Raw genomic sequence first — 26,166 nt, forward strand, 5'->3', positions numbered from 1 at the left:
AGCGGCCGTCACGGGCGGCTCAGAGCGCAGCGGCGATGAGCTCCAGAGTCTGCGCTCGTCCGGTCGGGGCGTCCTTCGGCTCGGCGTCGTAGGCACCGGCGACCGGTGAGAGCATGACCTCGTCGACGCCGTGGCGCTCGGCGAAGGCACGCACCTCGGCCGCGACGCTCTCACCCGTGCCGACGAACCAGCGAGAGCGGGCGGCCTGCACGACCTCGTCGGTAGCCGGGTCGGTGACGGCGGACATCGCTTGCTCGACGGTCTCGAGAGCGGCGAGGGGTTGATTGAGCCGCAGGCGCGCCATCATCCGCAGCTGCGGCAGCGCGCGAGCCTCCGCCTCGTCCTGGGTCGGCGCCGCCACCGCGTTCACGGTGAGGAACGTGCGCGGCTCAGGGTGCTCTTCGCTGGGGCGGTACCCGGTGCGGTAGAGATCGAGCGCGCGTTCGAGACCCTGCCCCGAGAAGTGGTTGGCGAAGACGTAGGGCAGCCCGTGGGATGCGGCGAGCTGGGCCGAGTAGTCGCTCGATCCGAGCAGCCAGACCTCGGGGGTTCCGGTCGCGGCCGGAGTGGCGCGCACCGTGTACTCCCCGCCAGAGGTGAAGCGCAGGGCGGCTCCCTCGCCGGAGAGGAGTGCGGCGATGTCCTGCACATGGCGCGGGAACTGCTCCACGTCGCTCGTCGTTCCCGAACCGCGGAGCAGCTGGGTGATGACCGGGTCGCTTCCCGGAGCGCGCCCGAGGCCGAGGTCGATGCGGCCGGGCGCGATCGCCTCGAGTGCCGCGAACTGCTCCGCGACGATGAGCGGCGCGTGGTTGGGCAGCATCACGCCGCCCGAACCGAGCCGCACGCGCGAGGTGCGGGTGGCTGCGGCCGCGATCAGCACCGCGGGAGTGGTCGACGCGACCGACGGCATGTTGTGGTGCTCGGCGAACCAGTAGCGGCGATAGCCGAGGCGGTCGGCGACCTCCGCGAGAGCGAGCGAGGCGGCGACGGCCTCTGCGCTGGTCTGGCCGGTGCGAACCGGGACGAGGTCGAGGACGGAGAGAGCTGTATCGGGCATCGTCGGTTGCAACGCGTCCGCAGGCGCCGTCATTCCCCGTCTCGCCCGGTTCGCCCGGCGGTGTTCAGGGCCCAACGGGGTGGGGGCGACAGTCACGCCGCCCCCACCGTTCGTCAGGCGTTGATCGCCTCGCGCTGATCAGCGGACTCCACCGTGATCTTGCGTGGCTTGGCACGCTCGCTCACCGGGATGATGACGGACAGCACACCGCTCTCGTACGAGGCGCTGATGCCGTCGAGGTCGACACCCTCGCCGAGCGAGAACTGCCGCAGGAAGGAGCCGGATCCGCGTTCACGGGCGAGCCAGCGCACACCGTCACGGGTGTCGGGGGTGCGCTGTGCGCGGATCGTGAGCTGGCCGCCGTCGAGATCGACGTCGATCGAGCCGGGGTCGGCCCCGGGAAGGTCGGCGTGGAGCACGTACCGGTCTCCGTCGCGGAAGAGATCCACCGGCATCGGCCGGGGAGCGCGAACGGAGTCCAGCACGCTCGCGGCGAAGCGATCGAGCTGGCTGAAGGGGTCGAAGGTCAGTGCCATGAGGTTCTCCTTTCGTGCTGCCCTGAGGGCTAATCGGCGGTGCAGGAGATCTGCACCATTGCTATAGATTTTTTATAGACAACTCGTGTTAGATTTGCAACTCCGAATCCCGCCGACCTCAGGGGGTGACCGCATGCCGCATCGTGACAGCCGGACGCCGCTCTACGGCATAGCCGTCGCAGCGCAGCTGGTCGAGCTGCCCGAGGCGACGCTCCGCCTGTTCGAGAGCAAGGGCTTGCTCACCCCCGCCCGCAGCGAAGGCGGGACCCGCCGCTACAGCGATGACGACATCGAACGGCTGCGGCGAGCGGCCTCACTGCGCGAAGACGGCGTGAACATCGCCGGGATCGCTCGGATGCTCGACCTGCAGGATGCGAACGACGACCTGCAGGTGCGCAACGAGCAGCTCCGCGAAGCCCTCGATGCTCAGCGCGGGAGAGGCCGCCGCTCCGCCGACTGATCGATGGTGCGACGCGGCCGACCGTCCATCGGGCCCGACCACTACCGTTGAGGCATGGAAGCAGGCATCTTCTACGTCCTCGTCGGCTCGGTCGCCGTCGCTGCCTTCGCGCGGTGGCGTGGATGGCCTGCACCTCTGCTCGTGACGGTGGTCGCGCTCGCCGCGTCGTTCCTCCCGTTCGTGCCCGATCTCGACATCGACGGGCATGTGCTCTTGAGTCTCGTGCTGCCGCCGCTGCTGTACTCGGCCGCCCTCGATGTCTCCTTCGTCGGGTTCAAGCGCAGCCTGCCGCAGATCCGCCGTCTCGGGATCTGGCTCGTGCTGCTCACGGCCCTCGCCGTCGGGTTCGTCGCCTGGTGGATCCTGCCCTCGCTCACGCTTCCCGGCGCACTGCTGCTGGGCGCGATCGTCGCTCCTCCCGACGCGGTGTCCGCCGCGGCGATCGGTCGTCGGCTCGGACTGCCTCGACGCATCATGACCGTGTTGTCGGGCGAGAGTCTCATCAACGACGCGACCTCGCTCACCCTGTACCGGGTGTTCGCGGCGATCCTCGCCGGGGCGACGGTCTCGGTGTGGGGCGGGGTCTTGCAGTTCCTGCTGGCTGTCGGCGTCGGTGTCGCCGTCGGACTCGTCTTCGGGATCGTCCTGCACCAGCTGCGCATGCGCATCAGCGATCCGGTCGTCATCGGCACCTTCGGACTGCTCGCTCCGTTCGGTGCGTACGCGATCGCCGAGCATCTGCTCGGATCGGGAGTCCTCGCCGTCGTGGCGATGGGGCTCTACGTCGGCTACAACTCGCCGCGCACCGACTACACGACGCGCCAACAGGAGAAGCCGCTGTGGCTCTCGGCCGACCTGTTGCTGGAGAGCTTCGTGTTCGCCTACATCGGGCTGCAGTTCCCTCGCGTGCTCAGCGACCTCGGCAGCGAGTCCGTCGGACAGATCCTGCTGCTCTCCGGCGCGGTGCTGCTCGTGGTGGTCATCGTGCGGCCCCTCTACATCTACCCGACCAGTGCGTGGTCGAACTTCCAGGACCGCAAGCGTCTCGAGCGCTGGGATCGCGGTGTGGAATCCGGGGAGTTCGAGAAACGTCACCGCAAGTCGCGTCGCTGGGGGAACTACACGGCGGACGAACTGCGCAGCCACATCGTTCGGGAGCAGATGGCGGGACTCACCCTCACGTGGAAGGACAGCGCCGTCATCTCCTGGGCGGGCATGCGCGGGGTGGTGACGCTGGCGATCGCGGTGGCGGCGGCCGACCTCGCGACCCTCGACACCGAGGCGTCGCACGCGATCGTCGTCGTCGCGTTCATCGTCACGGTGGGCACCCTGCTGCTGCAGGGGCTCACGCTGCCCATGCTGATCCGTGGTCTCGGCATCGAGCGCGACGCGGATGAGGCGGAGGACGAGGCGGCTCTTGCGGAAGTGCGGGAGAAGAGCCGCGAGGCCGGCAAGGCCTATCTCGCCGAGAAGCGTGTGGAGTGGGAGGCGAAGTACGGCGAGGTCGATCTGAGCGTGTTCGACGCGTTCACGAAGCGTATGACCCGGGTCGAGAAGGACACCGACGAGGCGCAGAAGGTCGAGGACGCCGTGACCCGGCCCTCCTATGACGACCTCGTCGCGCTGTCCAGAGGGTGGTTGCAGGTGCGCCGCGACATCCTCCTCGCCGAGCGCGACGCCGGCAATCTCGACGAAGAGGTGATGCGGGAGCTCATCGCCGCGATGGATGCCGAGGAGCTCGCGCTCGACACGCGCGGTGCCACCCGTCAACAGAGCCGCGCCTGACGATCCCTCCCGCTCCCCCTCCCTCACCTCCGCCGAGACCCATCGTCGTCGCCCAGACCCATCGTCTGAGACGTCTGCGACTGTGGGTCTCGACGACGCGCGTGGGTCTCGGCGGAGGGGAGAGGGGGAGAGGGGGAGAGGGGAGGGGGTCAGCGTGCGCTGACCGGCTCCTTGTCGGCGGACGCGTCCGCCTCGGGAGCGTCGTCGTCGCCGGAGTCGTCGGCGAAGGGGAGGCCCTCGCGCGGAGCGTTGTAGAGCTCCTCGTTCAGGATGCCCTCGCGCTTGGCGACGATGGTCGGGATCAGCGCCTGACCCGCGACGTTGACCGCGGTGCGGCCCATGTCGAGGATCGGGTCGATCGCGAGCAGCAGCCCGACGCCCTCGAGCGGCAGGCCGAGCGTCGACAGCGTCAGCGTGAGCATCACGACCGCGCCGGTGGTTCCGGCGGTGGCGGCGGAACCGACGACCGAGACGATCACGATCAGCAGGTACTGCACGAAGTTCAGCTCGATGCCGAAGAACTGTGCCACGAAGATCGCGGCGATGGCCGGGTAGATCGCGGCGCAGCCGTCCATCTTCGTGGTCGCGCCCAGCGGCACGGCGAACGAGGCGTAGGAGCGGGGCACTCCCAGGTTGCGCTCGGTCACGCGCTCGGTGAGGGGCAGCGTGCCGATCGAGGAACGGCTGACGAAGGCCAGCTGCACCGCGGGCCACACGCCGGAGAAGTACTGCTTGATCGACAGGCCGTGCGTCTTGACCAGGACGGGGTAGACGACGAACAGCACGAGCGCGAGGCCGATGTACACCGCGGCGGCGAACCAGCCGAGTGAGGCCAGCTTCTCCCAGCCGTACTTGATCACTGCAGAGCCGATGAGGCCGAACGTGCCGAGCGGGGCGATGCGGATGATCCACCACAGCACGCGCTGGATGACCTTGAGCAGCGACTCGGTGAACACGAGGAACGGCTCTGCCTTCTTGCCGGCCTTGAGCGCGGCGATGCCGATGACGGCCGCGACCACGATGACCTGCAGGATGTTGAAGCCGACGCTGGAGCTGAAGGTGCCTTCGACGGCGCCGGGGTTGGTGCTGACCGTGAGCCCGAGGAAGTTCTGCGGGATGAGACCCAGCAGGAAGTTCCACCAGGTGCCGACCGTGTACGGGTCGCCGGTCTCGAGGCCCTCGCCGGCGCGGTTGCCCGGCTGGATCACGAGGCCGAGGACGATGCCGATGATCACGGCGATGAACGCGGTGATCGCGAACCACAGGATCGTCTGGCCGGCTAGGCGCGCGGCGTTCTGCACGCGGCGCAGGTTCGAGATGCTGGCGACGATGGCCGTGAAGATCAGCGGGACGACGGCGGCGCGCAGCAGCGTCACGTACGAGCTGCCGATCGTGTCGAGGGTCGCCGACAGGCCGTTCGGGTTCTCGGCGGTGGCGCCGAGCTGGCGGCCGATCAGACCGGCGGCGACGCCGAGGACGAGGGCGGCGAGGATCTGGAAGCCGAACGACGTCAGCAGCTTCCGGACCGGTCCGCGGGTGTCTGGCGCCTTCTGGGCGCGTGCGGTGGTGCTCATGGGGTGGGGACTCCAGGATCGCGGCGCGCCGAGTGCGCGCCATGAGGCCCAACGCTATGACTCCCTGAGAATTCCCTGGGTGCATATGACGAAGGATGACGCTCCCGAGCTCAGCGGGGGAGTGAGTTCAGCGGGGGAGTGAGTTCAGCGGGGGAGTGGGCTCAGCGGGGAGCGAGCACCAGCAGCTCGCCCACTTCGCAGTCGAGCGCTTCGCAGATCGCGCGAAGGGTGGAGTAGCGGATGGCGCGGGCGCGGTCGTTCTTCAGGACCGACAGGTTCACGATGCTCACCCCGACCGCGGCGCTCAGCTCGGTGAGGGTCATCCCGCGATCGGCGAGCAGCTCATCGAGTCGGCAGTGGATGCCGGTGAACTCGTCGTCGCTCTCCGCCGGGGTCACACCAGCCCCTCCGTGTCCTTCTCGAGCGCGAGCTTCTCGTTCTGCAGGCGGATGCCGCGGCGGAACGCGACGGCGATCAGGCCCACGGTCACGCCGGTCGCGAAGATCGGGGCGACGCTCCAGAACTCGATCGGATGCGCAGGTTCTCCCTCACCGAGGCCGAGTGCTGAGGTGACGCCGTTGCGGCCCATGGTCTCGAACATGACGATCAGGATCGGCGCGACGACCAGGGTCCAGCCGATCACATCGAACGCGCGGGCGTTGCCGCGCACGAAGAAACGTCCGCGCAGGAAGTTCCAGGCGACCAGCGTGACCGACCCGATCACCAGCAGGGCCGCGAGCGCCCACAGGGTGATGGCGGCGATGATCGCCCCGACCGACACCGCGTTCACACCGGTGGCGAAGACCATCACATCCTGGGCTATCCCCTCGACGGAGATCGCGCCGGAGTCGGTGGTCGCCGAGATCGGCTGCTCGTCGATCGGGATCGACCACGCGATCCCGGAGTCGCGGAAGGTGCCGGCGACGCGAAGGATCGTGGCGAACGCCACCGTCAGCAGAGCCGCGGCGGCGTAGAGGATCACGGCGATCGCGTCTGCCGTCTCGGAGCGGGTGGGTGCGGTGGTGCCTGCGGTGGTCTTCATCAGACGAGTCCTTCCGTGTCGCGCTGCAGCCGCTGGCCGATCTCGAACGCGCCGGCGACGACCACGAGCGCGAAGCCCCACCCGAACGGGGCGAGGTCGATCGACATCTCGAACGCCGGGACGCCAGCGGAGACGAGGTTCAGCTCGGAGGTGATCTCACTGAACGCGTTCGCGCGCACCGCCTGGCTCATCAGACCGCCCGCCATGACGGCGAGCGCGGCGACGGCGATGCCCCAGGTCGCCGCACTGCCGAAGGGGCGACCGATGAAGAGGCGGATGCAGAGCCAGGCCACCGCGACACACAGCACGATCGGGCCCAGGACTGCGAGAGCATCGGCGATGGCGAGCAGGAGGCGGGGAGAGAGGCTGAGGCCGGTGGCGGTGAGCGTGACGGTGTCGTACTGTGCATCGAAGATGTTCGAGGACGCCGCGAGCACTGCGGGCGCCTCGGCCGTGCTCAGCGGCATCGACGGGACGGTGACGGACTCGCCCGTCATCAGGACGGCGGTGCGGACGCCTGCGCCGATCAGATCGACGACCGCGATGGCTCCCGCGGCTCCGGCTATGACACCCAGCACGGTCTTCTCCACCAGGCTCGCCGCTCTGGTCGCGGTCGGTACATCGGTCATGGCGCCTCCTTCTCGGTGGTCTGATTCGGACCCGTTGTTATCGACTGTCGTTAACATAACGACAGTCGATAACCCCGTCAACCTCCGGTATGCCCACGGCGAACACGGGCATACGTGCCGTTCGCGGTGGTTACTCTCGATGTACAGGCGCAGAGAACGCCATAGGTGTCAGCGCTTCGCCCCGTGCGAATAAGGAGTCACAGCATGTTCGAGAGATTCACGGACCGAGCCCGTCGAGTGGTCGTCCTCGCCCAAGAAGAGGCGAAGATGCTCAACCACAACTACATCGGAACCGAGCACATCCTGCTCGGTCTCATCCACGAGGGTGAAGGTGTCGCTGCCAAGGCGCTCGAGTCGCTCGGCATCTCCCTCGACGCCGTGCGCGAGCAGGTGCAGGACATCATCGGCCAGGGTCAGCAGCAGCCGACCGGCCACATCCCGTTCACCCCGCGCGCCAAGAAGGTTCTCGAGCTCAGCCTCCGCGAGGCCCTCCAGCTCGGCCACAACTACATCGGCACCGAGCACATCCTGCTCGGCCTCATCCGCGAGGGCGAGGGCGTCGCCGCCCAGGTGCTCGTCAAGCTCGGCGCCGACCTCAACAAGGTGCGCCAGCAGGTCATCCAGCTGCTCTCCGGCGCTCCCGGTCGCGAGCCGGCGTCCGTCGGTGCGCAGACCAACGACTCGCAGGCGGGCGCTCAGGGCGGCTCGGCCGTGCTCGACCAGTTCGGTCGCAACCTCACCCAGGCCGCACGCGACAACAAGCTCGACCCGGTGATCGGGCGCGAGAAGGAGGCGGAGCGGGTCATGCAGATCCTCTCCCGCCGTTCCAAGAACAACCCCGTCCTGATCGGCGAGCCGGGCGTCGGCAAGACCGCCGTCGTCGAGGGGCTGGCCCAGGCGATCGTCAAGGGCGATGTGCCCGAGACGCTGAAGGACAAGCAGCTCTACTCGCTCGACCTCGGCTCGCTCATCGCCGGTTCCCGCTACCGCGGTGACTTCGAGGAGCGTCTGAAGAAGGTCACCAAGGAGATCCGCACGCGCGGCGACATCATCGTCTTCATCGACGAGATCCACACCCTCGTGGGTGCGGGCGCCGCCGAGGGCGCGATCGACGCGGCCAGCATCCTGAAGCCTCTCCTCGCCCGCGGCGAGCTGCAGACGATCGGTGCCACCACGCTCGACGAGTACCGCAAGCACTTCGAGAAGGACGCCGCGCTCGAGCGCCGCTTCCAGCCGGTGCAGGTGAACGAGCCGACGCTGCCGCACGCGATCAACATCCTCAAGGGTCTGCGCGACCGCTACGAGGCGCACCACAAGGTGCAGATCACCGACGGCGCGATCGTGGCCGCGGCGAACCTCGCCGACCGCTACGTCTCGGACCGCTTCCTCCCGGACAAGGCCATCGACCTGATCGACGAGGCCGGCGCACGTCTGCGTCTGTCGATCCTGTCCAGCCCGCCCGAGCTGCGTGAGTTCGACGAGAAGATCGCCGCCGTGCGCGAGCAGAAGGAAGTCGCCTCCGAGGAGCAGGACTTCGAGAAGGCCGCCTCCCTGCGCGACGAGGAGAAGAGCCTCCTCGCGGAGCGTCTGCGCCTCGAGAAGCAGTGGCGTGCGGGCGACGTCGCGACCCAGGCGGTCGTCGATGAGGGTCTGATCGCCGAGGTGCTCGCCCAGGCGACCGGCATCCCCGTGTTCAAGCTGACCGAGGAGGAGTCCAGCCGACTCGTCTTCATGGAGAAGGCGCTGCACCAGCGCGTCATCGGTCAGGAGGAGGCCATCGCCGCCCTCTCCAAGACCATCCGTCGTCAGCGTGCCGGCCTCAAGGACCCGAAGCGTCCCTCCGGCTCGTTCATCTTCGCCGGCCCCACGGGTGTCGGAAAGACCGAGCTGGCCAAGGCTCTCGCCGAGTTCCTGTTCGACGACGAAGCTGCGCTGATCTCCCTCGACATGAGCGAGTTCGGTGAGAAGCACACCGTCTCGCGTCTGTTCGGTGCCCCTCCCGGATTCGTCGGATTCGAAGAGGGTGGCCAGCTCACCGAGAAGGTGCGGCGCAAGCCGTTCAGCGTGGTCCTCTTCGACGAGATCGAGAAGGCGCACCCGGACATCTTCAACTCGCTGCTTCAGATCCTGGAAGAGGGTCGTCTCACCGACGGTCAGGGTCGGATCGTGGACTTCAAGAACACGGTCATCATCATGACCACCAACCTCGGTGCGCGCGACATCGCCGGCGGACCCGTCGGCTTCCAGATCGAGGGCAACGACTCGACCAGCTACGACCGGATGAAGGGCAAGGTGAACGAAGAGCTCAAGCGGCACTTCAAGCCCGAGTTCCTCAACCGTGTCGACGACATCATCGTGTTCCCGCAGCTGTCGAAGGAAGAGCTGGTGCAGATCGTCGATCTGTTCACCAAGCGCCTCGGCGAGCGTCTGCTGGACCGCGACATGACGATCGAGCTGTCGCAGGCCGCCAAGGAGCGTCTGATCGAGATCGGCTTCGACCCGGCCCTGGGCGCCCGACCGCTGCGTCGCGCGATGCAGCACGAGGTCGAGGACCGTCTGTCGGAGAAGATCCTGCACGGTGAGCTCAACTCCGGAGACCACGTGAAGGTCGACGCGAAGGACGGGCAGTTCCTGTTCGAGCACGGCCCGCGCGATGGCGGTCCCGTCGCGGTCGGTGTGAACACCGGCGGCGGCGCGATCTCCGGCACCCCCGACCTGGCGGTCGCCAGCGGGGAATGACCTCCCGGAACCACGAGAAGGGGCGGATGCTGCGGCATCCGCCCCTTCTTGCGTCCCCGCCTCGTGCGTCCCCGCCTCTTGCGTCCCCGCCTCTTGTGTCCCCGCCTCGTGCGAAAACCCAGACCATGCCGCGGCGCCTCGGCGCGTCCAGGCCCGACACGCCTCGAGGGCATCGGATGGTCTGGGTTTTGGCATACCGACCACGGCTGAGGGACATGCCCAGGGGTGGGTTCTAGGCTTGAGGTGTGAGCGAGTACATCGTCCGTCCGGCGCGCAGCGCCGACATCGTCGGCATCCGTGACCTGCTGCAGCCGCTCGTCGAACAGCGCATCCTGCTCGGCAAAGACCTGGCGGTGCTGTACGGCGCGGTGCAGGAGTTCGTCGTCGCAGAGGCCGATGGCGTGCTGATCGGATGCGGGGCGCTGCACGTGTTCTGGGAAGACCTCGGCGAGGTGCGCACTCTGCTCGTGCGCGACGACTGGCTGCACCACGGTGTCGGGCGCGCGATCGTCGACCGCCTGGAGGAGAACGCCAAGACGCTCGGCCTGACCCGCCTGTTCTGCCTCACGTTCGAGGTCGACTTCTTCGGGCGGCGCGGTTACACCCCGATCGGCGAGCAGGTGGTCGACTCGGACGTGTACTCGCAGCTGTTGCGCAGCGGTGACGCGGGTGTGGAGGAGTTCCTCGACCTCGCCCACGTCAAGCCGAACACGCTCGGCAACACGCGCATGCTCAAGGTGCTCTGACCACGCACGTTCGTCCGCGTGTGCCGTGGGGCCTCCCAGGCTGAGCGCGGCGGATCGCTTAGCCTGGAGTCATGCCCCGTCGCTCTGCCGCCGTCTACCGTCGTCGGCGACTGGTCGTCATCCTCGGTCTCATCCTGGCCGTCGCCGCGATCGGCATCGGCGCCTGGTTGCTGATCGCCCGCCCGTGGGCCTCGGCCGACACGTCATCGACGCCGACGTCCACCCCCTCCACGTCGCCGTCACCGTCCGCGGGCGCGACGACCGAGGGGCAGTCGCCCTCTCCCGATCCCTCCTCCGAGCAGACGCCGGCGATCGTCGCCTGCGAGGCGGCGGACATCGAGGTCGCCGCCGTGACCGACGCCGAGAGCTATGCGCCCGGCGTTCTGCCGAAGCTCTCGATCTCGCTGACCAACAAGGGCACGAAGGACTGCACGCTCGACGTCGGTTCCGCCACCCAGGCGTTCACGATCTCCAGCGGTTCGGACGAATGGTGGCGTTCGACCGACTGCCAGGAGAACCCGAGCAGCATGATCGCCACGCTCACGGCGGGTACCACGGTCACGAGCAAAGACCCCGTCACCTGGGATCGCACCCGGTCGAGTGTCGAGACCTGTGCCCAGGAGAATCGGCAGCGAGCGCCTGGGGGCGGAGCCTCGTACCACGTCGAGGTATCCATCGGCGGTTTCACGAGCCCCTCGAGCGCGCAGATCCTGCTCTACTGAACGACGTCGCACCGACGACCGATCGCTGCGCAGCTCCGTCCCGCTGAGTTCGAAGCGATCTCAGACGGCGCGTTCGAAATCCGTCGTCGCTCGACGGGTATCGCACGAAATGGAGCGATGTCGCCTGCCTTCGCCGCACGATGCTGACATCCCCCACTCTTTGGGATACCATAGAAGCGACTCTCCGCATCTGCGGCAACAAGCCATCCCCAGTGGCGTCGAACTACAGCGTCCCCAGCGCTTCGACATCGCCGCACGAGAGTCCGAGGGCCCTCTCGAGTACCCCAGTCCCCAATGTGGGACTCGAGAGGGCCCCAATCGTCTCCGCTGTCGGATCGGCACTCTGAGCCCGGCGCTCTGCATAAGCTGGATGCATGGCAGCGAAGAAGGCGAAGTCCGGAAAGAACAAGCCGGCACCCGAGGATTTCCGTTCGGACGCTCTGGCGCAGGCTCTGGAGAAGCAGGATGTCGCTGCGGTCGCGCTCGCCCTCCGGCACGGCACCACGATCGTCCCGCTCATCAAGCCCGGCGCGCGGGACAACCCTCTCGACAGCGGCGAGGTGTGGACGTATCGCGACCCGAACACCGGTGACCTCGCCCTGCTGCTCTTCAGCGACGCGAAGAACAAGCCTGCCAACCTGCCTCCAGGAGTGGGCATCTACAGCGCGGACTGGCTGCGGAAGTTCCTCGCGGCGCATCCGATCACGACGGTGTTCCTCGATATCGCCGGGCCGCACCCGATGCAGGCCGATCCCGCTGAGCTGCTCAAGGCGCTCGACGCCTGACACGCGACGCCTGACACACGGCGTCAGACCCTCCATGCCTGACCGTCGACGTCAAAACCGCGACGCGGAAGCGCGGGCGGTCAGAACGGGGGGATGTCGCGGTCGGATCGGCGTGAGGTGTTGCGCGCGCGCACATCGCTCAGCGCGGCTCGGAGCGTCTTCGAACGATCGTCGACCACCTGCTCATAGCCGAGGCGCGCGGCCTCGGAGCGTCGCTGGGCCGCCTGCGTGACCGGCCTGATCTCCCCGGCGAGGCTCAGCTCGCCCACCGCCGCGACCGTGCGCGGAACCGAGATCTGCTGGATGGAACCCGCCACGGCGATGGCGATCGCGAGGTCGGCCGCGGGTTCGGTGAAGCGCACACCGCCGACCGTGGACACGTAGACGTCGAGGCTGCCGGTCGCGATGCCGGCTCTCTTCTCGAGGATGGCCAGCACCATGGCGACTCGCGAAGAGTCGACGCCGTGCACGATGCGGCGCGGGTTCGGGGCGTTGCTCGGCACCGTGAGCGCCTGCACCTCGACGGGGAGGGCGCGTCGACCCTCGAGCGAGATCGCCACGCACGTGCCTGGCTCGGTCGCCCCCTGCGAGAGGAAGAGCCCTGAGGGGTCTGGCACCTCGGCGATGCCGCCGCCGGTCATCTCGAAGCAGCCCACCTCGTCGGTCGGACCGAAGCGGTTCTTGAGCGCGCGGACGAAGCGCAGCGAGGTCTGCCGGTCGCCCTCGAAGTGACACACCACGTCGACGAGGTGCTCGAGCACACGGGGCCCGGCGACCTGACCGTCTTTTGTCACGTGGCCGACGATGATGATCGGCAGGTCGCGATCCTTGGCGATGCGGATCAGCGTGGCAGCCACCTCTCGCACCTGGCTGGGCTGCCCGGCGGCGCCGTCGATCAGGGACGACGAGACGGTCTGCACCGAGTCGACGATCACGAGCTGCGGCTTGACCTCGTCGATGTGGCCGAGGATGGTCGCCAGATCGGTCTCGCTCGCGAGATACAGCTCGTCGTGCAGCGCGCCAGTGCGCTCGGCGCGCAGGCGCACCTGACCGGGGGATTCCTCGGCGCTCGCGTAGAGCACACGGCGTCCGCCGCGAGCCGCTTGCGCTGCCACCTCGAGCAGAAGCGTGGACTTGCCGACGCCGGGTTCACCGCTGAGCAGGATCGCCGCCCCCGGCACGATGCCGCCGCCGAGGACACGGTCGAACTCGCCGACGCCGCTCGAGCGACGCGGTGCATCCTGCGTCGTGATCTGCGTGATGGGCCGGGCGGCACGGTCGGCCGTCGGCGCGACCGGCCCCACCCGACGGAGGATGCCCGTCTGCGCTGCCTGCTCCTGCACCGTTCCCCACTGCTGGCACTCGCCGCAGCGTCCGACCCACTTGGCGGTGGTCCACCCGCATTCCGTGCACACGTACGCGGGAGGAGCGGGTTTCCGGGTGGCCATGCCCCCAGGCTATCGCCGGCATCAGACATCCCTATCGGCCAGGTGTTTATTCACGGCCGATCCTCTCGGCAAACTCGCAGTGTCGCGGGATACTGGGTTCATGGCCAACGGCGGGCCCGTCTGCGGGCCGATCTCGAGCTACTCCCGGGTGCAGATCCTGCACTTGCTCTTCGAAGCGGGAAGTTCGCAGACCCGGGGCGAGCTCTCGATCACCGAGCTGTGCGAAGCCACCGGGCTGCACCCCAACACGATCCGCGAGCACCTGCAGCGCCTGATCGAGGGCGGCTACGTGATCCCCACGATCGAGCACCGCACGACGCGGGGCCGACCGCGCACGCTGTACAGCGCGGCGACCGGAGCGCCAGGGGCCTCCAGTCCCGTGGCCCGAGACAAGGCGAAGGCGGCAGCCCGTCGCGGCGACCTGATGCGGAGCATGCTCCCCGACGCGGCATCCGGACTCGGTCGCGAAGCCACCTATCAGTTCGATGCGCTCGTCGAGCACCTGGAGGAGAGCGGCTTCGAGCCCGTGCTCGACGACCGCAGTCTCACGGTCGACCTCAGCCCGTGCCCGCACGCCGCCGGACGGTCGGAAGACCGCCCGATGCTGTGCCGCGTGCACCTGGAACTCATGCAAGGCGTCCTGAACGAGGCAGGCGGACCACTCGAAGCCGAGTGCGTGCGCGACGCTGTCCTCCCGTCGGACTGCACCGTGCAGCTGCGCGACACCACCGCGCCGCTGGTCGAGGGAACGCTGCGTCACAGCACGAAGCAGCGGCACCACAGAACAGGAGTCGTGCATGGAATGGCTTGATCCACTCGCTCTGGCCCGATGGCAATTCGGCCTGACGACCGTCTACCACTACCTCTTCGTGCCGCTCACGATCGGCATGGCGCTGGTCGCGGCGATCTTCCAGACCGCGTGGGTGCGCACCGGCAAGGTGCAGTACCTGCACCTGACCCGCTTCTTCGGGAAGATCTTCCTGATCAACTTCGCCATGGGCGTCGTCACCGGCATCGTGCAGGAGTTCCAGTTCGGCATGAACTGGTCCGACTACTCCCGCTTCGTCGGTGACGTGTTCGGCGCCCCGCTCGCCTTCGAGGGCCTGCTGGCCTTCTTCTTCGAGGCGACCTTCATCGGCCTCTGGATCTTCGGCTGGGACAAGCTCCCGCAGAAGCTGCACCTCGCCACGATCTGGTGCGTCTCGATCGGCAGCATCCTGTCGGCGTACTTCATCATCGCTGCCAACGCCTTCATGCAGAACCCCGTCGGGTACACGTTCAACGAGGCGACCAACCGCGCCGAGCTGACCGACTTCTGGGCGCTGCTGACCAACCCCGTCGCGCTCGCCGCGTTCCCGCACACGATCTTCGGTGCGTTCATGTTCGCCGCCGGTGTCGTGATCTCGGTCTCGGCCTGGCACCTCTCGCGCGGCCAGCACTTCGACACCATGCGCATCTCGCTCAAGTTCGGGCTGTGGGCCATGATCGTCTCGACCGCGGGCGTCGTGCTCACGGGCGACCAGCTGGGCCTCGCGATGTACGCCGCGCAGCCCATGAAGATGGCGGCGGCCGAGGCCACGTTCAACACGGTCTGCGGTCCCGATGCCTCGTTCAGCATCTTCACGCTCGGCACCCCGGACGGCAGCTCCGAACTGTTCTCCATCCGCGTGCCCTATCTGCTCTCGCTGCTGTCGACACACACCCTCGACGCGTGTGTGCACGGCATCAACGATCTGAACGCCGAGTACGCGCAGACCTACGCCGCCACCGGTCTGACCGACTTCGCCCCGGTGCTGTGGATCACGTACTGGGCCTTCCGCTGGATGATCGGCCTGGGCATCGCCGCGGCGCTCGTCGCCGTCGCGGGCCTCTGGGTCACCCGCAAGGGCGCCAAGAAGCCGGTCGCACCGTGGATGTGGAAGGTCGCCATCTGGTCGTTCCCGCTCGCGCTGGCCGCCAACATCATGGGCTGGGTCTTCACCGAGATGGGCAGACAGCCCTGGATCGTGTTCGGGCTGATGACGACGCAGGACGGTGTCTCGCCGGGCGTCAGCGGGCTCGAGGTGCTGATATCGCTCATCGCGTTCACCGCGATCTATGCGGCGCTCGCCGTCGTGGAGATCCGCCTCATCATCCGGGCCGCCCAGAAGGGGCCCGACACCGAAGAGAAGCCGCATGACGAGACGGCCCAGCTGCCGTCGGTCGTCTACTGAGAGGGAGGAGCATCATGGATCTCGCAACACTCTGGTTCTTCATCGTCGCCTTCTTCTTCGTCGGCTACTTCGTCCTGGACGGCTTCGATTTCGGAGTCGGCATGTCCCTGCCGTTCCTCGGCAAGAACGACGTCTCGCGCCGACAGGTCATCAACACGATCGGCCCGGTCTGGGATCTCAACGAGACCTGGGTCATCGTGGCCGGCGCCGTGCTGTTCGCGTCGTTCCCCGAGTGGTACGCCACGCTGTTCAGCGGCTTCTACCTGCCGCTGCTGCTGATCCTGCTCGCGCTGATCCTGCGCGGTGTCTCGTTCGAGTACCGGCACCAGCGCGACAGCGCGAAGTGGAAGGCCGGCTTCGACCGGATGATCGTGATCGGCTCGGTCGTTCCCGCTCTGCTGTGGGGTGTGGCGTTCGGCAACATCGTGCAGGGCGTCGCGATCGACGAGAACCACATCTTCGTCGGCGGCTTCTTCTCCCTGCTGAACCCCTACGCACTGCTGGTGGGCGTCACCACGCTGCTGCTCTTCTTCCTGCACGGGGTGCTGTTCGTGGCACTCAAGACCGATGGTCAGGTGCATGAGGATGCGCAGAAGCTCGCAAAGAAGGCCGCCATCCCGACGATCCTCGTCGCAGCCGCGACGGTGATCTGGACGGTCGCGATCGCGATGGGCCGCGAGGCTCCGCTGCTCTGGCTGGTCATCGCAGCCGGTGCGCTCGCGGCGGTCAGCCTGATCGCGGCGGTCGGCTTCTCGCTCGTCCGTCGCGACGGGTGGGCGTTCTTCGCCGGCATGCTCACGGTCATGTTCGCCGTGGTCATGCTGTTCTCCGCCCTGTTCCCGTACGTGATGCCGTCGACGATCGACCCGGCCTACAGCCTCACGATCGCCAACGCCTCGAGTACCCCGTACACGCTGCAGATCATGAGCTGGACGGCCCTGATCGCGATGCCGCTCGTGCTCGCGTACCAGGCGTGGACCTACTGGGTGTTCCGCAAGCGCGTCACCCGGAAATCCATCGAGGGGGCTCCGGCGCACGCGTGAAACCCGTCGATCCGAGACTGCTGCGATACGCGGGTGCCGCGAGGGGTTTCCTCGCGGCATCCGCGTTGATCGGCGTCGTCCAGACGGCGGTCACGATCGTCTTCGCGTGGCTGCTGACCGACGCGATCACGGGGGCGCTCGCGGGGCGTGACGTCACCTCGTCGCTGCTCTGGCTGCTGCTCACGGCTCTGCTGCGCGGCCTGCTCATCGCGGCCTCGGATGCCGCGGGCACACGGGCGGCCGCCAAGACGGGGATGCAGCTGCGCACGGCGCTCGTGGCTGCGGTCGGGAGGCTCGGGCCAGGGTGGCTCGCGCAGCGCAATCAGACGGCGCTCGCGGTCACGGCCGGTCACGGGCTCGAAGCTCTCGACGCCTACTTCGCCCGGTACATCCCGCAGCTCGTGCTGACCGTGATCGCGACGCCGGTGCTCGTCGCGGTCATGTGGTGGCAGGACTGGCCGAGCGGACTCACCGCAGTGATCACGCTGCCGCTGATCCCGTTGTTCCTCATCCTGATCGGCATGGCGACCCGCACCGTGCAGACCCGGCAGTGGCAGACGCTGCAGCGCCTCGCGGCACGCTTCGCCGACACGGTGCAGGGGCTGTCGACGCTGCGACTGTTCGGACGCGACCGGCGTGCGGCCGACCGCATCGAGGTCACCGCCGACGAGTACCGCCGCGAGACCATGAAGGTGCTGCGGTTCTCGTTCCTGTCCGGCTTCGCGATGGAGCTGCTGGCCTCGATCGCGGTGGCCCTGATCGCGGTGTCGGTCGGCTTCCGGCTGCTGTCGGGCGATCTGACCCTCGAGGTGGGGCTGTTCGTGCTACTGCTCGCTCCCGAGGCGTTCCTGCCCATCCGGCAGGTGGGGGTGCAGTTCCACGCGGCGGCCGAGGGGGTCGCGGCGACGGAGGACGTCTTCGAGGTGCTCGATGCGGCGGGGGAGCGCGCGCGGATGCAGGAGCTTTCGACGGATGTCGGAGGAATCGCCGCCGAAACCCCCGGCATCCGTGAATCGGTCATGCATGTGGACACCACCGTGGAACCGGCGAACGGCGGAGACCTCGTGGTCGAGGGTCTGCGGGTGCGCGACCTGCCGTCCGTGTCGTTCGCAGCCGGGCCGGGGACCATCACGGTCATCGAGGGGCCGAGCGGGTCGGGGAAGTCGTCGCTGCTGGCGGCACTCCGGGGCGCGGTCGAGTTCGAGGGGACGGCGTTCTACGGCGGCGCGGACGTGCGGGGGATCGCGCCGTCGGTGTGGCTCGCCTGGGCCGGACAGGCACCTGGACTGACGCGCGGGACCGTGGCGGCGAACGTCACCCTCGGTGATCCTGTGCCGGACGCAGGTCGGGTGCGCGCTGCGCTCGACGACGCCTGCGCCGAGGGGATCGACCCCGCGCTGGAACTCGGCGTGCAGGGGGCGGGGCTGTCGGGCGGGCAGGCGCAGCGGGTGGCTGTCGCCCGCGCCCTGTATCGCCAGGGATCGGCGCCCGACCGCGTGCTCGCACTCGATGAGCCGTCGAGTGCGCTCGACCCCGAGACCGAGGACCGGCTGTGGCGATCGTTGCGCGAGAAGGCGGATGCCGGGGCGACGATCCTCCTCGTCTCCCACCGTCGGACCGCACGGGAGATCGCGGATCAGATCGTGGCGCTGGGGGTGAACGCATGACTGCACCCCGCACAACCGATGCCGCGCATTCCCGCGGTCACCGGGTCGGCGCCATCCTGCGACTCGCGCAGCCGCCACTCGGCCGCTTCGTACCGGGACTGATCTGGGGTCTGCTCTCGGCCGCCGCCGCCGTGAGTCTGCTCGCGGTCAGCGGGTGGCTGATCGTGAGCGCCTCGATCGTCGATTCGCTGGTGCCGCTGTCGATCGCCGTCGTCGGTGTGCGCTTCTTCGCCGTCTCGCGCGCGGTCACCCGCTATCTGGAGCGCCTGAGCGGACACGATGCCGCGCTGCGTCAGCTCGCCTCGACTCGTGCCGACATGGTGCGCCGGCTGATCCCTCTGTCGCCGGCGGGACTCGGCTCGACGGACCGCGGGCAGGTGCTCGCAGCTCTCGTGGACGACGTCGAGAACCTGCAGAACCTGCCGCTGCGAGTGGTGCAGCCGCTCGGTGTGGCGGCGCTCGTCGCGGTCGGAGCGGTGGGCTTCCTCGCGTTCGTCTCGCCCCCGGCCGCCCTCGCTCTCGCGGTCTGCCTCCTGGCCGCCGCGGCTGCAGCGATCGGACTCGGTTGGGCGTTCGGCTCGCACGCCGAAGCACGGGTCTCGGAGCGTCGGGCAGAGCTCTCCGCAGCTCTCGTCGACTACCTCGGGAGCCTCGACGTTCTCATCGCCTACGGGGCGGAGCGACAGGCGCGGGCGCGGATCACCGCCGCCGATGCGGCTCTGCGACGCGTGGTCGACCGTGCCTCCCTCGCTCAGGCCGTCGCGGCGGGTGTCGTGTCCGCCGTGGCCGGGGCGGCATCGGTCTGGGCGCTCGCCGTGGCGGCTCCGGGTCTTGCGGACGGCTCGATCGACGGTCCGTGGCTGGCCGTGGCGGTGCTCGTGCCGATGGTGGTCTTCGAGGTGTTCGGAGCGGTGCCGATCGCTGCGGCGTCATGGCGGAGCGTGCGCGCGAGCGCCGGGCGCATCGTCGACGTGCTCCCGGAGCGGATGCCGGAGGAGTTGCGTTCCGACGAGGGGGATGACGTGGAGTTCGCGCGCACTCCCGAGCTGCATCTGCGCGGCGTCAGGGCGACCTGGCCCGGCGGCACGCCCGCGCTGAAGGGAATCGACCTCGACCTCCGCGCCGGTGAGCGCGTGCTGGTCGCGGGACCGAGTGGGGCGGGCAAGAGCTCGCTCGCGGCGACCCTGGTCGGCTTCCTGCGCGTGGAGGGCGAGTATCTGGTGGGTGGTCGCGACGCCGCAGAGCTCTCGGGCCCGGCGCTGCGACGCGTGATCGGACTGTGCGAGCAGAGCCCTCAGCTGTTCGACGAGGACATCCGCCAGAATCTGCTCTTCGCGCGCGACTCCGCCTCGGACGAGGAACTGCTGGCGATGCTCGACCGGGTCGGACTCGGTGACTGGGTGCGGGAGCGCGGGGGCCTCGATGCGAGGGTGGGTGACCGCGGCGCGCTGGTGTCCGGCGGTCAGGCGCAGCGGATCTCGCTCGCCAGGGCGCTGCTGCGCGGCTTCCCCGTGCTGGTGCTCGACGAGCCGACGGCGGGCGTCGATCCTGAGGCATCGGATGCCCTGCTGCGCGATCTGCTGCTGGCCGCGGGGGAGCAGTCGGTGCTGCTGATCTCGCACGTGGCGCCGCCGGCGGGGACGGTCGACCGCGTGGTGCGGATCCACGACGGCCGCACGGTCTGACGCCGTTGGCTCCGTGCGGGGAGACCCGCCGGCCGACGTCTCAGACGTTCATGTCCACGGGCGGTTCCATCACGATGCCCTGTGCTTCGAACGCGCGACGGCGCTCTTCGATGCGGCGATGCAGCTCGATCTGGGCGGCGTCGACGAACCGGGGATCGAGGTCGACGGTCTTGGGGTGCGGGTCGCCGTGGTTGGCGGCGATGTACGCGTCGAGCTCGGGGCCGCTGGTCCACGAGGTGATGAGGGCGTACCGGGGTGCCGTGCCGCGGTGCCAGACCGCGTGCCAGAAGCGCTGCGTGTCGACGATGATGCGGGAGCCGGCGCGCAGCGGCAGGCGGATCTCGGTCGCGGGGTCGAAGCGATCGGAGCGCAGGATCAGCATCGACTCGGTGTCGTCGGAGAGGTTGAAGAAGCCGCGGACGACCCAGCCGGTGCCCTCTTCGTTGAGGCGGTTGTTGTCGTCCTGGTGCAGGTTGTAGATCGCGTCGGCGTACTCGTTGGGCTGCAGCTCGATCACGCGGCATCGGCCGATGCCCGCGCCCGGTTCCTGGGCCCGGCGCTGGAGCGTCGGGGCGATCGCGACCTGCGAGTCGACCCAGACACCGTCCTTGTCGGTGCGCGGCGGGGTGTGGTTCCAGAAGCCGTTGCAGTCGACGTCGCCGGCATAGCTGGTGAGCGGGGCGAAGCGCGTGATGCCGGAGGAGCGCCAACCGACGTACTCGAGGCCCAGCCATTCAGCGGGATCGGTGGCGGAGGTGTGGTCGTCGAGCACGACGTAGCCGGTGTCGGCCAGTGCCTCGGACGTGATGAAGCCCATGATGGAACCTTCCCGTCATCGCTGCCCCCACAGGCGGCGGGTTGTAAGGCCATCCTAACTCGATCGCCCCCGTCCTGGCGGAGCCGCCGCCGGGGAAAACACCGCCGACCCGCCGATATTCTGGGGGCATGACTCAGCCGCAGGGTGCCCTCCTCGTGGGCAGCGTGAACTACGACGACGCCGAGACCACGATCCGCACCGCCGCGGAGACGCTCGGCACTCGACTCCGCCGCATCCCGGACGGCGAGGTCGGCAAGCGGTTCCACTGGATCATGTTCCAGCCCGACGTGATCGGACTGGCCGAGGGCATCGAGCGCATCGGCGATGAACCCATCCCGTTCCCCGCCGGCATCGATGCCCGGGGTCTGCGCATCGGCGAGGGCGTGGATGCCTCGGCCATCGAGCTGCCGCCGCTCGGCTACGCAGCCGCCGCGATCGAGTCGTATGCGGTGTTCGAGCGACTGCGCGCCGAAGGTGCGGTTCCGGCGGAGGTGCGGTTCCAGGTGTCGTTGCCCACGCCGCTCGCGGTGATCGCCTCGTTCTTCCACGGCGATGATCGCGGCGCCATCGAGCCCGTCTACACCGCCGCGATCCTGCGCGAGCTCGAGGAGATCCTGGCCGCCATCCCGCACGAAGACCTCGCCGTGCAGTGGGACGTCGCCAGCGAGATGGGCATCATCGAGCGCGCGGCCGGGTACGGATCCGTGATGGAGGCCTGGTGGCCCGGCGACCCGTTCGCCGGACTGGTCGCACGGCTGGCCGCCCTGGTCGACGCGGTGCCCGCCGACGTCGAGGTGGGCGTGCACCTCTGCTACGGCGACGCGGGGGAGAAGCACTTCTTCGAGCCGCGCGACGCGGCGAACCTGGTCCGGTATGCGAACGCCGTCGTGGCCGCATCCGCGCGTCCGCTCACCTGGCTGCACCTCCCCGTGCCGATCGACCACGACGACGAGGCCTACTTCGCCCCGCTCACCGACCTCGCACCGGTCGACGAGCTGTACCTGGGGCTCGTGCACCGGGAGGACGGGGTCGAGGGCGCCGCACGTCGCATCGCCGCCGCTGCTCCGTTCGTCTCCGCGTTCGGGGTCGCGACGGAATGCGGCATCGGCCGCGCACCCGCCGGATCGACCGAGGGCATCCTGCGCACGCACGCCGAGGTCGCCAGCGCCTGGTGAGCTGCTGCTCTCGATTCGCGTGGACGCCCCGCGTCGCGTAAGCTGTTCCGCGGTGACGTGTCCGAGCGGCCGAAGGTGCAACTCTCGAAAAGTTGTGTAGGGTAACCCCCTACCGTGGGTTCAAATCCCACCGTCACCGCCACCACGAAGGCCCCGCATCCCTTGTAAACACTGGGATGCGGGGCCTTCGTCATGTTCGGTGATCGGTCTGCGGTAACGCAGCAAGGGCGTCTCCGCGGATATCTGTTGGCAGGACGTGACGCGGCAAACTGCGATTTGTGCGGCCGCCGGCTGCCTGCGTCGCTGCTAGTGGCAGCCCACATCGTGCCGCGGTCTGTTTCCGACGAGGACCACCGGAAGGACTTCGCAGCGATCGCGATGCTCGCCTGCAACCTGGGGTGCGACGAGCTGTTCGAGCAGGGGTATCTCGTCGTCGACTCTGAGGGTGCCGTGCGAGCGGGGCGCGATATAGAGACCGTCGCGCTGCAGGTGGTCGTCGAGGAGCTGGTTGAGCGGTTGTGTACCGCCCACAACACGAACACGGCCGCGGACTTCGCTCGCCACCACAGGCTGGTGTGGGCATGACGGTCCTGCCGCGGGATGATGGTGACGTGCCCGAGACTCCGCGTCTGATCCTGAATCGCACCGGCGAGACGCCGCGCGTGCTGCACCGTGAGGACTGCCCGACGATCCAGCACCAGGCACGCGGCGACATTCGTGAAGAGCTGCCTCGTGCTGGATACCAGGTCCTCGAGTCCTACGAAGACGGTCGTTCGCTTGTTGGATCCGTCGAGGGCGTGGACCGAAACTACTACGAAGCCTTGTACGTGACCGTCGACGAGCTCCAGGCTGCGGGACGGTACAGGCGCTGCAAGGTGTGTGCGCCGGATGCACCGGACGGGCCGCCACCGGAGAGCGTGACGCGCAAAAAAGCCGCGGGGCCCTTCGTCATACCCGAGTCAGTCGTTCTGATTCCGGATAGCCAGAGGATCCGGTGGCAGACCGTCACCGATCTGAGACGTCTCCCGCACGTCACGACGAGGCTGAACCCGCTTCTGTCGCCCGAGGTAAAGGTCTGAGTGCTCGTCCGAGGCGCTGAGCTGGTCAGAGGGCTCCGGGCGGGGCCGCTTGCGGAATGCAGCCACTACGGCAAGCACCGCGAATGCAATGACCACAAGGGCGAGGCCCCAGATAATGCCAGCTTCGGTGAGCCATTCGAAGGCAACCGCGGCCCACAGCAGCGCGAAAGCCACGACGATCAGAGTGATAACTACCGCACGTCGCCATCTAACGTTCATACTTCATGCTAGGTCAGCGCCGGACGGCATCGAAAGGGGTTGTGTCCGGGGGAGCGGATGCACTTGATCGTCGACCGAGAGGACGCGGAGATTCCCTAGCCGGCAACGAGATCTGCACACCCCATCGCGAACTTCGCGGTGTAGTCGACGTGCCCGCAGGCGCTTCTCTCAGCAGCGAGAACCTCTTCCATCGAGGCTGCGGGCTTACCGGCAGCTGACGGTTCGGGCGCCAGGGCGGTGGCGATCATCATGCGGCGGGCCATTCGCTCATGACCGCGTGGGCTGCGAGCCGCAGAGTCGTCGTCTCGGCCTCGATGCCCACGGCGTCGAAAGGCAGCGCGCGTTCGGTCATGAGCCCCGCCAGCACGGTCGAGAGGAACCGTGCTCGCTCCTCGACCCGACCGGCGGGGACCACGCCCTCGTCGATCAACGTGGTCAGCCACTGCGCGATCCGATGTCGTCCCATGCGGTCCAGGGCGATGTAGGTGGCCGCTTCGTCTTCGGACGGAGGCGTGGCCACGTACGCCTCGTAGAGCGCTCCCCACTGCTTCCGCGCGCTCTCGCCCACGCCGATTTGGCGGAGGATGAGCTGCAAGCACGCGATGAGCCTCTCCTCCGCCGTCAGAGAACGATCATTGATCGGATCATCGGGGATCTCCAGGTCGTACATCGCGGCCACCACCGTCTCGATGAGTTCCCGCTGCGTCGGGAAGAAGTGGCGTAGCGACCCCGTGCTCACCTGAGCGCGGGCGGCCACTGCTCTCACGCTCAGACGTGCGGTCGGGTTCTCGCCCAGCATGGTTGCCGCGGCGATGAGGATCTTCTCCCGTGTTCCCGGTTCCTTCGACGCTTCGTCCATTTCTCCCTCATGAGCCATCCGTCTATAACAGTGTGCTAGTTTAGCCCGTCGTCGGCTATCACGCTGTATTAGATTCTGGAGGGCGAGATGATGGCGGGAAAGAACTGGCGCAACCGTCGCGTTCGTATCGGTTCCGGCGAACCGCTGCGCCGCTATCGCTGGTGGCAGATGTTCGGTCGGTCACTCCGATCGATCACGCTGCGCTCTGCCGACGGCACGACGTCGACGTACACGGTCGACGTCCGTCATGCCGGCGATATGACCGACGGTGAGATCCGTGCGCGTCTCTACGTCGACGGAGCGCTGCAGTCCTACGCGAAGATGCCCACACGCTTCGCAGTGCCAGGCGGACACATCGAGGTGGCGATCACCGGGTTCGGGCTCAAACGGTGCCACTATGTGCGGGCAGACGGTGTGGAACAGCAGCTGTCGCCCGATCCTCGATCCGCCGAAGGGCGTCGCGCTCGCTTGCACGAGCGGCATCCCGGAGTGAGCCGTGTGATCGGCCTCGTCTCCATCGCGTTCGTCGTGGTCGGCCTCAGCGTCGAGGTCCCTCAGATCATCGAGGCCCTCTCGAAGATCCCCCTGATCGCCGACTCGATCGGTACCTTCACCTCGCCCATCCGACTCCCGCTCGAGCTCAATCTGCTCGTCAGTCTCGCCGCTGTCCTCGGCAGCACGGAACGAGCCCTGCGAATGCGTTCGAGCTGGATCGACGAGCTCGCGAGCTGACCCCCACGAAAGGAACGACCATGCACCAGAGCGGCCCTGTCACAACACCGGTGCCGCATGTCCCCGACGCCGCCTTCGGGCTTACCTGAGCCGCCACTCCGGGGCGGGTGGGCGATGAGGGGTGATGGCCCTCACCCGAGCAGTTCCACCCCGAACTCGGAGACGACGGCGCGCAGTTCGGCGAGGTAGCGCTGCGCCTGCTCGGTGAGCGGGATCGCCGAGTGGCCGATCCATCCGATCTCGATGTTCTCGTCGACGTCGAGCGGGATGGCGACGATCTCGGGGTCGAGGTCGTCGCTGATGATGCCGGTCGAGATGGTGTAGCCGTCGAGGCCGATCATCAGGTTGAAGATGGTCGCGCGGTCCGAGACGCGGATGTCCTGGGGGCTCGAGAGGGTGGAGAGGATCTCCTCGGCGAAGTAGAAGGAGTTGTTCGCGCCCTGGTCGAACGTGAGCCTCGGCACGTCGGCGAGATCGGCGAGCGTCACGCGCTTCCGCGCGGCGAGGGGGTTCTTGCGGGAGATGAAGATGTGCGGGTCTGCGACGAAGAGCGGGTGGAAGGCGAGCCCGGAGTCGCGGAGCAGCTTGTCGATCACGTTGCGGTTGAAGTCGTTGCGATAGAGGATCCCCAGCTCGCTGCGGAGGGTGCGGACGTCTTCGATGATGTCCCAGGTGCGCGTCTCGCGCAGGGAGAACTCGTACTCGGTCGCCGCGGTCGCCTTCACCATCCGCACGAGGGCGTCGACAGCGAACGAGTAGTGCTGGGTGGAGACGCCGAGGAGTCGCCGGGACGGCGGACGACCGAGGTAGCGCTGCTCCAGGAGCGCCACCTGCTCGACGACCTGCCGGGCGTACCCGAGGAACTCGACACCATCGGTGGTGAGCGTCACGCCCCGGGCGGAGCGGATCAGGAGTTCGCGCCCCACTCTGCCTTCGAGATCCTTCATCGCCGCGGACAGGGTGGGCTGGGCGACATAGAGCAGGTCGGCGGCGGCACTGATCGATCCCTCCGCGGCGACTTCGATGTAATAGGTGAGCTGCTGGAGGGTGATGCCGTTCGAGCGCTTGGCCATAGATTCAACCTATGCCACGGCATAGTCGACGCGCATTACCCGATGGGCCCTTGCAGTCGTCATCATGGAGAAACCCCC

At 68.1% G+C, this 26,166-nt stretch carries 25 protein-coding genes and 1 tRNA gene; 16 read left to right on the top strand and 10 right to left on the bottom strand.

Annotated features, from left to right (window positions below; translation table 11 throughout):
* Positions 1-19: 19 nt before the first annotated feature.
* Both AAY78_RS06970 and AAY78_RS06975 read right to left on the bottom strand, forming a co-directional pair.
* Positions 20-1,060, bottom strand: a complete 1,041-nt coding sequence (locus AAY78_RS06970) for an LLM class flavin-dependent oxidoreductase (RefSeq protein ID WP_046747687.1) — start codon at positions 1,058-1,060, stop codon at positions 20-22.
* Between the two features lie 113 nt (positions 1,061-1,173).
* Positions 1,174-1,596, bottom strand: a complete 423-nt coding sequence (locus tag AAY78_RS06975) for an Hsp20/alpha crystallin family protein (protein WP_045264469.1) — start codon at positions 1,594-1,596, stop codon at positions 1,174-1,176.
* 133 nt (positions 1,597-1,729) lie between these two features.
* Between AAY78_RS06975 and AAY78_RS06980 the strand changes: the two genes are divergently transcribed.
* Together AAY78_RS06980 and AAY78_RS06985 are read left to right on the top strand one after the other, a co-directional pair.
* Positions 1,730-2,056, top strand: coding sequence for a MerR family transcriptional regulator (locus AAY78_RS06980; protein WP_046747595.1), 327 nt, complete (start codon positions 1,730-1,732; stop codon positions 2,054-2,056).
* Positions 2,057-2,110: 54 nt separating this feature from the next.
* Positions 2,111-3,841 (top strand): cation:proton antiporter, encoded by a 1,731-nt coding sequence (locus AAY78_RS06985; protein ID WP_046747596.1) that lies wholly within the window; start codon positions 2,111-2,113, stop codon positions 3,839-3,841.
* A gap of 149 nt (positions 3,842-3,990) precedes the next feature.
* On the opposite strand, the gene AAY78_RS06990 is transcribed toward AAY78_RS06985, so the two are convergent.
* The 4 genes from AAY78_RS06990 to AAY78_RS19210 all read right to left on the bottom strand — a co-directional run bounded on the left by AAY78_RS06990 (position 3,991) and on the right by AAY78_RS19210 (position 7,086).
* Complete coding sequence (locus AAY78_RS06990; RefSeq protein WP_171011061.1) at positions 3,991-5,415, bottom strand: dicarboxylate/amino acid:cation symporter; 1,425 nt, start codon at positions 5,413-5,415, stop codon at positions 3,991-3,993.
* A gap of 161 nt (positions 5,416-5,576) precedes the next feature.
* The gene (locus AAY78_RS06995) at positions 5,577-5,813 is read right to left on the bottom strand and encodes a helix-turn-helix domain-containing protein (protein ID WP_046747597.1); all 237 of its coding nucleotides are present in this window, start codon (positions 5,811-5,813) and stop codon (positions 5,577-5,579) included.
* Positions 5,810-6,457: a hypothetical protein gene (locus tag AAY78_RS07000; protein ID WP_046747598.1), complete on the bottom strand. Its 648-nt coding sequence runs from the start codon at positions 6,455-6,457 to the stop codon at positions 5,810-5,812. Before AAY78_RS07000 ends, AAY78_RS06995 begins: the two co-directional genes overlap by 4 nt.
* On the bottom strand, positions 6,457-7,086 hold the full coding sequence (locus AAY78_RS19210; RefSeq protein WP_052748680.1) for a hypothetical protein: 630 nt from the start codon (positions 7,084-7,086) through the stop codon (positions 6,457-6,459). The genes AAY78_RS07000 and AAY78_RS19210 overlap by 1 nt, the downstream gene beginning before the upstream one ends.
* 204 nt (positions 7,087-7,290) lie before the next feature.
* Between AAY78_RS19210 and AAY78_RS07010 the strand changes: the two genes are divergently transcribed.
* From AAY78_RS07010 to AAY78_RS07025, 4 genes are all read left to right on the top strand, one after another.
* A complete protein-coding gene (locus tag AAY78_RS07010; protein ID WP_046747599.1) occupies positions 7,291-9,825 on the top strand; it encodes an ATP-dependent Clp protease ATP-binding subunit in 2,535 nt (844 codons plus the stop codon).
* Between the two features lie 245 nt (positions 9,826-10,070).
* Positions 10,071-10,571: an amino-acid N-acetyltransferase gene (locus tag AAY78_RS07015; RefSeq protein ID WP_046747600.1), complete on the top strand. Its 501-nt coding sequence runs from the start codon at positions 10,071-10,073 to the stop codon at positions 10,569-10,571.
* A 71-nt stretch (positions 10,572-10,642) separates the two neighbouring features.
* The gene (locus AAY78_RS07020; protein WP_046747601.1) at positions 10,643-11,293 is read left to right on the top strand and encodes a hypothetical protein; all 651 of its coding nucleotides are present in this window, start codon (positions 10,643-10,645) and stop codon (positions 11,291-11,293) included.
* A 374-nt stretch (positions 11,294-11,667) separates the two neighbouring features.
* Complete coding sequence (locus tag AAY78_RS07025; protein WP_046747602.1) at positions 11,668-12,078, top strand: hypothetical protein; 411 nt, start codon at positions 11,668-11,670, stop codon at positions 12,076-12,078.
* Between the two features lie 80 nt (positions 12,079-12,158).
* Here AAY78_RS07025 and radA read toward each other — a convergent pair whose 3' ends face one another.
* A complete protein-coding gene (gene radA, locus AAY78_RS07030) occupies positions 12,159-13,526 on the bottom strand; it encodes a DNA repair protein RadA (RefSeq protein ID WP_046747603.1) in 1,368 nt (455 codons plus the stop codon).
* A 100-nt stretch (positions 13,527-13,626) separates the two neighbouring features.
* On the opposite strand from radA, the gene AAY78_RS07035 reads away from it, so the two are divergent.
* Genes AAY78_RS07035 through cydC form a run of 5 tightly spaced genes read left to right on the top strand, consistent with a single transcriptional unit; the run spans position 13,627 to position 20,134 of the window.
* Positions 13,627-14,337 (top strand): helix-turn-helix transcriptional regulator, encoded by a 711-nt coding sequence (locus AAY78_RS07035; RefSeq protein WP_046747604.1) that lies wholly within the window; start codon positions 13,627-13,629, stop codon positions 14,335-14,337.
* A complete protein-coding gene (locus AAY78_RS07040) occupies positions 14,324-15,739 on the top strand; it encodes a cytochrome ubiquinol oxidase subunit I (RefSeq protein WP_029259882.1) in 1,416 nt (471 codons plus the stop codon). The genes AAY78_RS07035 and AAY78_RS07040 overlap by 14 nt, the downstream gene beginning before the upstream one ends.
* A 14-nt stretch (positions 15,740-15,753) precedes the next feature.
* Positions 15,754-16,782, top strand: coding sequence for a cytochrome d ubiquinol oxidase subunit II (gene cydB, locus AAY78_RS07045; protein ID WP_029259883.1), 1,029 nt, complete (start codon positions 15,754-15,756; stop codon positions 16,780-16,782).
* On the top strand, positions 16,779-18,449 hold the full coding sequence (cydD, locus tag AAY78_RS07050; protein WP_046747605.1) for a thiol reductant ABC exporter subunit CydD: 1,671 nt from the start codon (positions 16,779-16,781) through the stop codon (positions 18,447-18,449). The genes cydB and cydD overlap by 4 nt, the downstream gene beginning before the upstream one ends.
* Complete coding sequence (gene cydC / locus AAY78_RS07055) at positions 18,446-20,134, top strand: thiol reductant ABC exporter subunit CydC (protein WP_046747606.1); 1,689 nt, start codon at positions 18,446-18,448, stop codon at positions 20,132-20,134. The genes cydD and cydC overlap by 4 nt, the downstream gene beginning before the upstream one ends.
* A gap of 40 nt (positions 20,135-20,174) precedes the next feature.
* Here cydC and AAY78_RS07060 read toward each other — a convergent pair whose 3' ends face one another.
* Positions 20,175-20,951, bottom strand: coding sequence for a hypothetical protein (locus AAY78_RS07060; protein WP_046747607.1), 777 nt, complete (start codon positions 20,949-20,951; stop codon positions 20,175-20,177).
* Between the two features lie 128 nt (positions 20,952-21,079).
* Between AAY78_RS07060 and AAY78_RS07065 the strand changes: the two genes are divergently transcribed.
* The 4 genes from AAY78_RS07065 (at position 21,080) to AAY78_RS07080 (ending at position 23,205) form a co-directional block, all read left to right on the top strand.
* Positions 21,080-22,126: a hypothetical protein gene (locus tag AAY78_RS07065; RefSeq protein WP_046747608.1), complete on the top strand. Its 1,047-nt coding sequence runs from the start codon at positions 21,080-21,082 to the stop codon at positions 22,124-22,126.
* Positions 22,127-22,177: 51 nt separating this feature from the next.
* Positions 22,178-22,268, top strand: a tRNA-Ser gene (locus AAY78_RS07070).
* Between the two features lie 104 nt (positions 22,269-22,372).
* Positions 22,373-22,711, top strand: a complete 339-nt coding sequence (locus AAY78_RS07075) for an HNH endonuclease (protein WP_156172622.1) — start codon at positions 22,373-22,375, stop codon at positions 22,709-22,711.
* Positions 22,708-23,205: a hypothetical protein gene (locus AAY78_RS07080; RefSeq protein WP_156172623.1), complete on the top strand. Its 498-nt coding sequence runs from the start codon at positions 22,708-22,710 to the stop codon at positions 23,203-23,205. The genes AAY78_RS07075 and AAY78_RS07080 overlap by 4 nt, the downstream gene beginning before the upstream one ends.
* Positions 23,206-23,671: 466 nt before the next feature.
* On the opposite strand, the gene AAY78_RS07085 is transcribed toward AAY78_RS07080, so the two are convergent.
* The gene (locus tag AAY78_RS07085) at positions 23,672-24,283 is read right to left on the bottom strand and encodes a TetR family transcriptional regulator (RefSeq protein ID WP_046747610.1); all 612 of its coding nucleotides are present in this window, start codon (positions 24,281-24,283) and stop codon (positions 23,672-23,674) included.
* A gap of 90 nt (positions 24,284-24,373) precedes the next feature.
* On the opposite strand from AAY78_RS07085, the gene AAY78_RS07090 reads away from it, so the two are divergent.
* The gene (locus AAY78_RS07090) at positions 24,374-25,015 is read left to right on the top strand and encodes a hypothetical protein (RefSeq protein ID WP_231589674.1); all 642 of its coding nucleotides are present in this window, start codon (positions 24,374-24,376) and stop codon (positions 25,013-25,015) included.
* Between the two features lie 131 nt (positions 25,016-25,146).
* Here the strand turns inward: AAY78_RS07090 and AAY78_RS07095 are convergent, their stop codons facing one another.
* The gene (locus tag AAY78_RS07095; protein ID WP_046747612.1) at positions 25,147-26,088 is read right to left on the bottom strand and encodes a LysR family transcriptional regulator; all 942 of its coding nucleotides are present in this window, start codon (positions 26,086-26,088) and stop codon (positions 25,147-25,149) included.
* Between the last annotated feature and the right edge of the window lie 78 nt (positions 26,089-26,166).

The sequence above is a fragment of the Microbacterium sp. Ag1 genome, assembly GCF_001005635.1.
Taxonomy (GTDB): Bacteria; Actinomycetota; Actinomycetes; order Actinomycetales; family Microbacteriaceae; genus Microbacterium; species Microbacterium oxydans.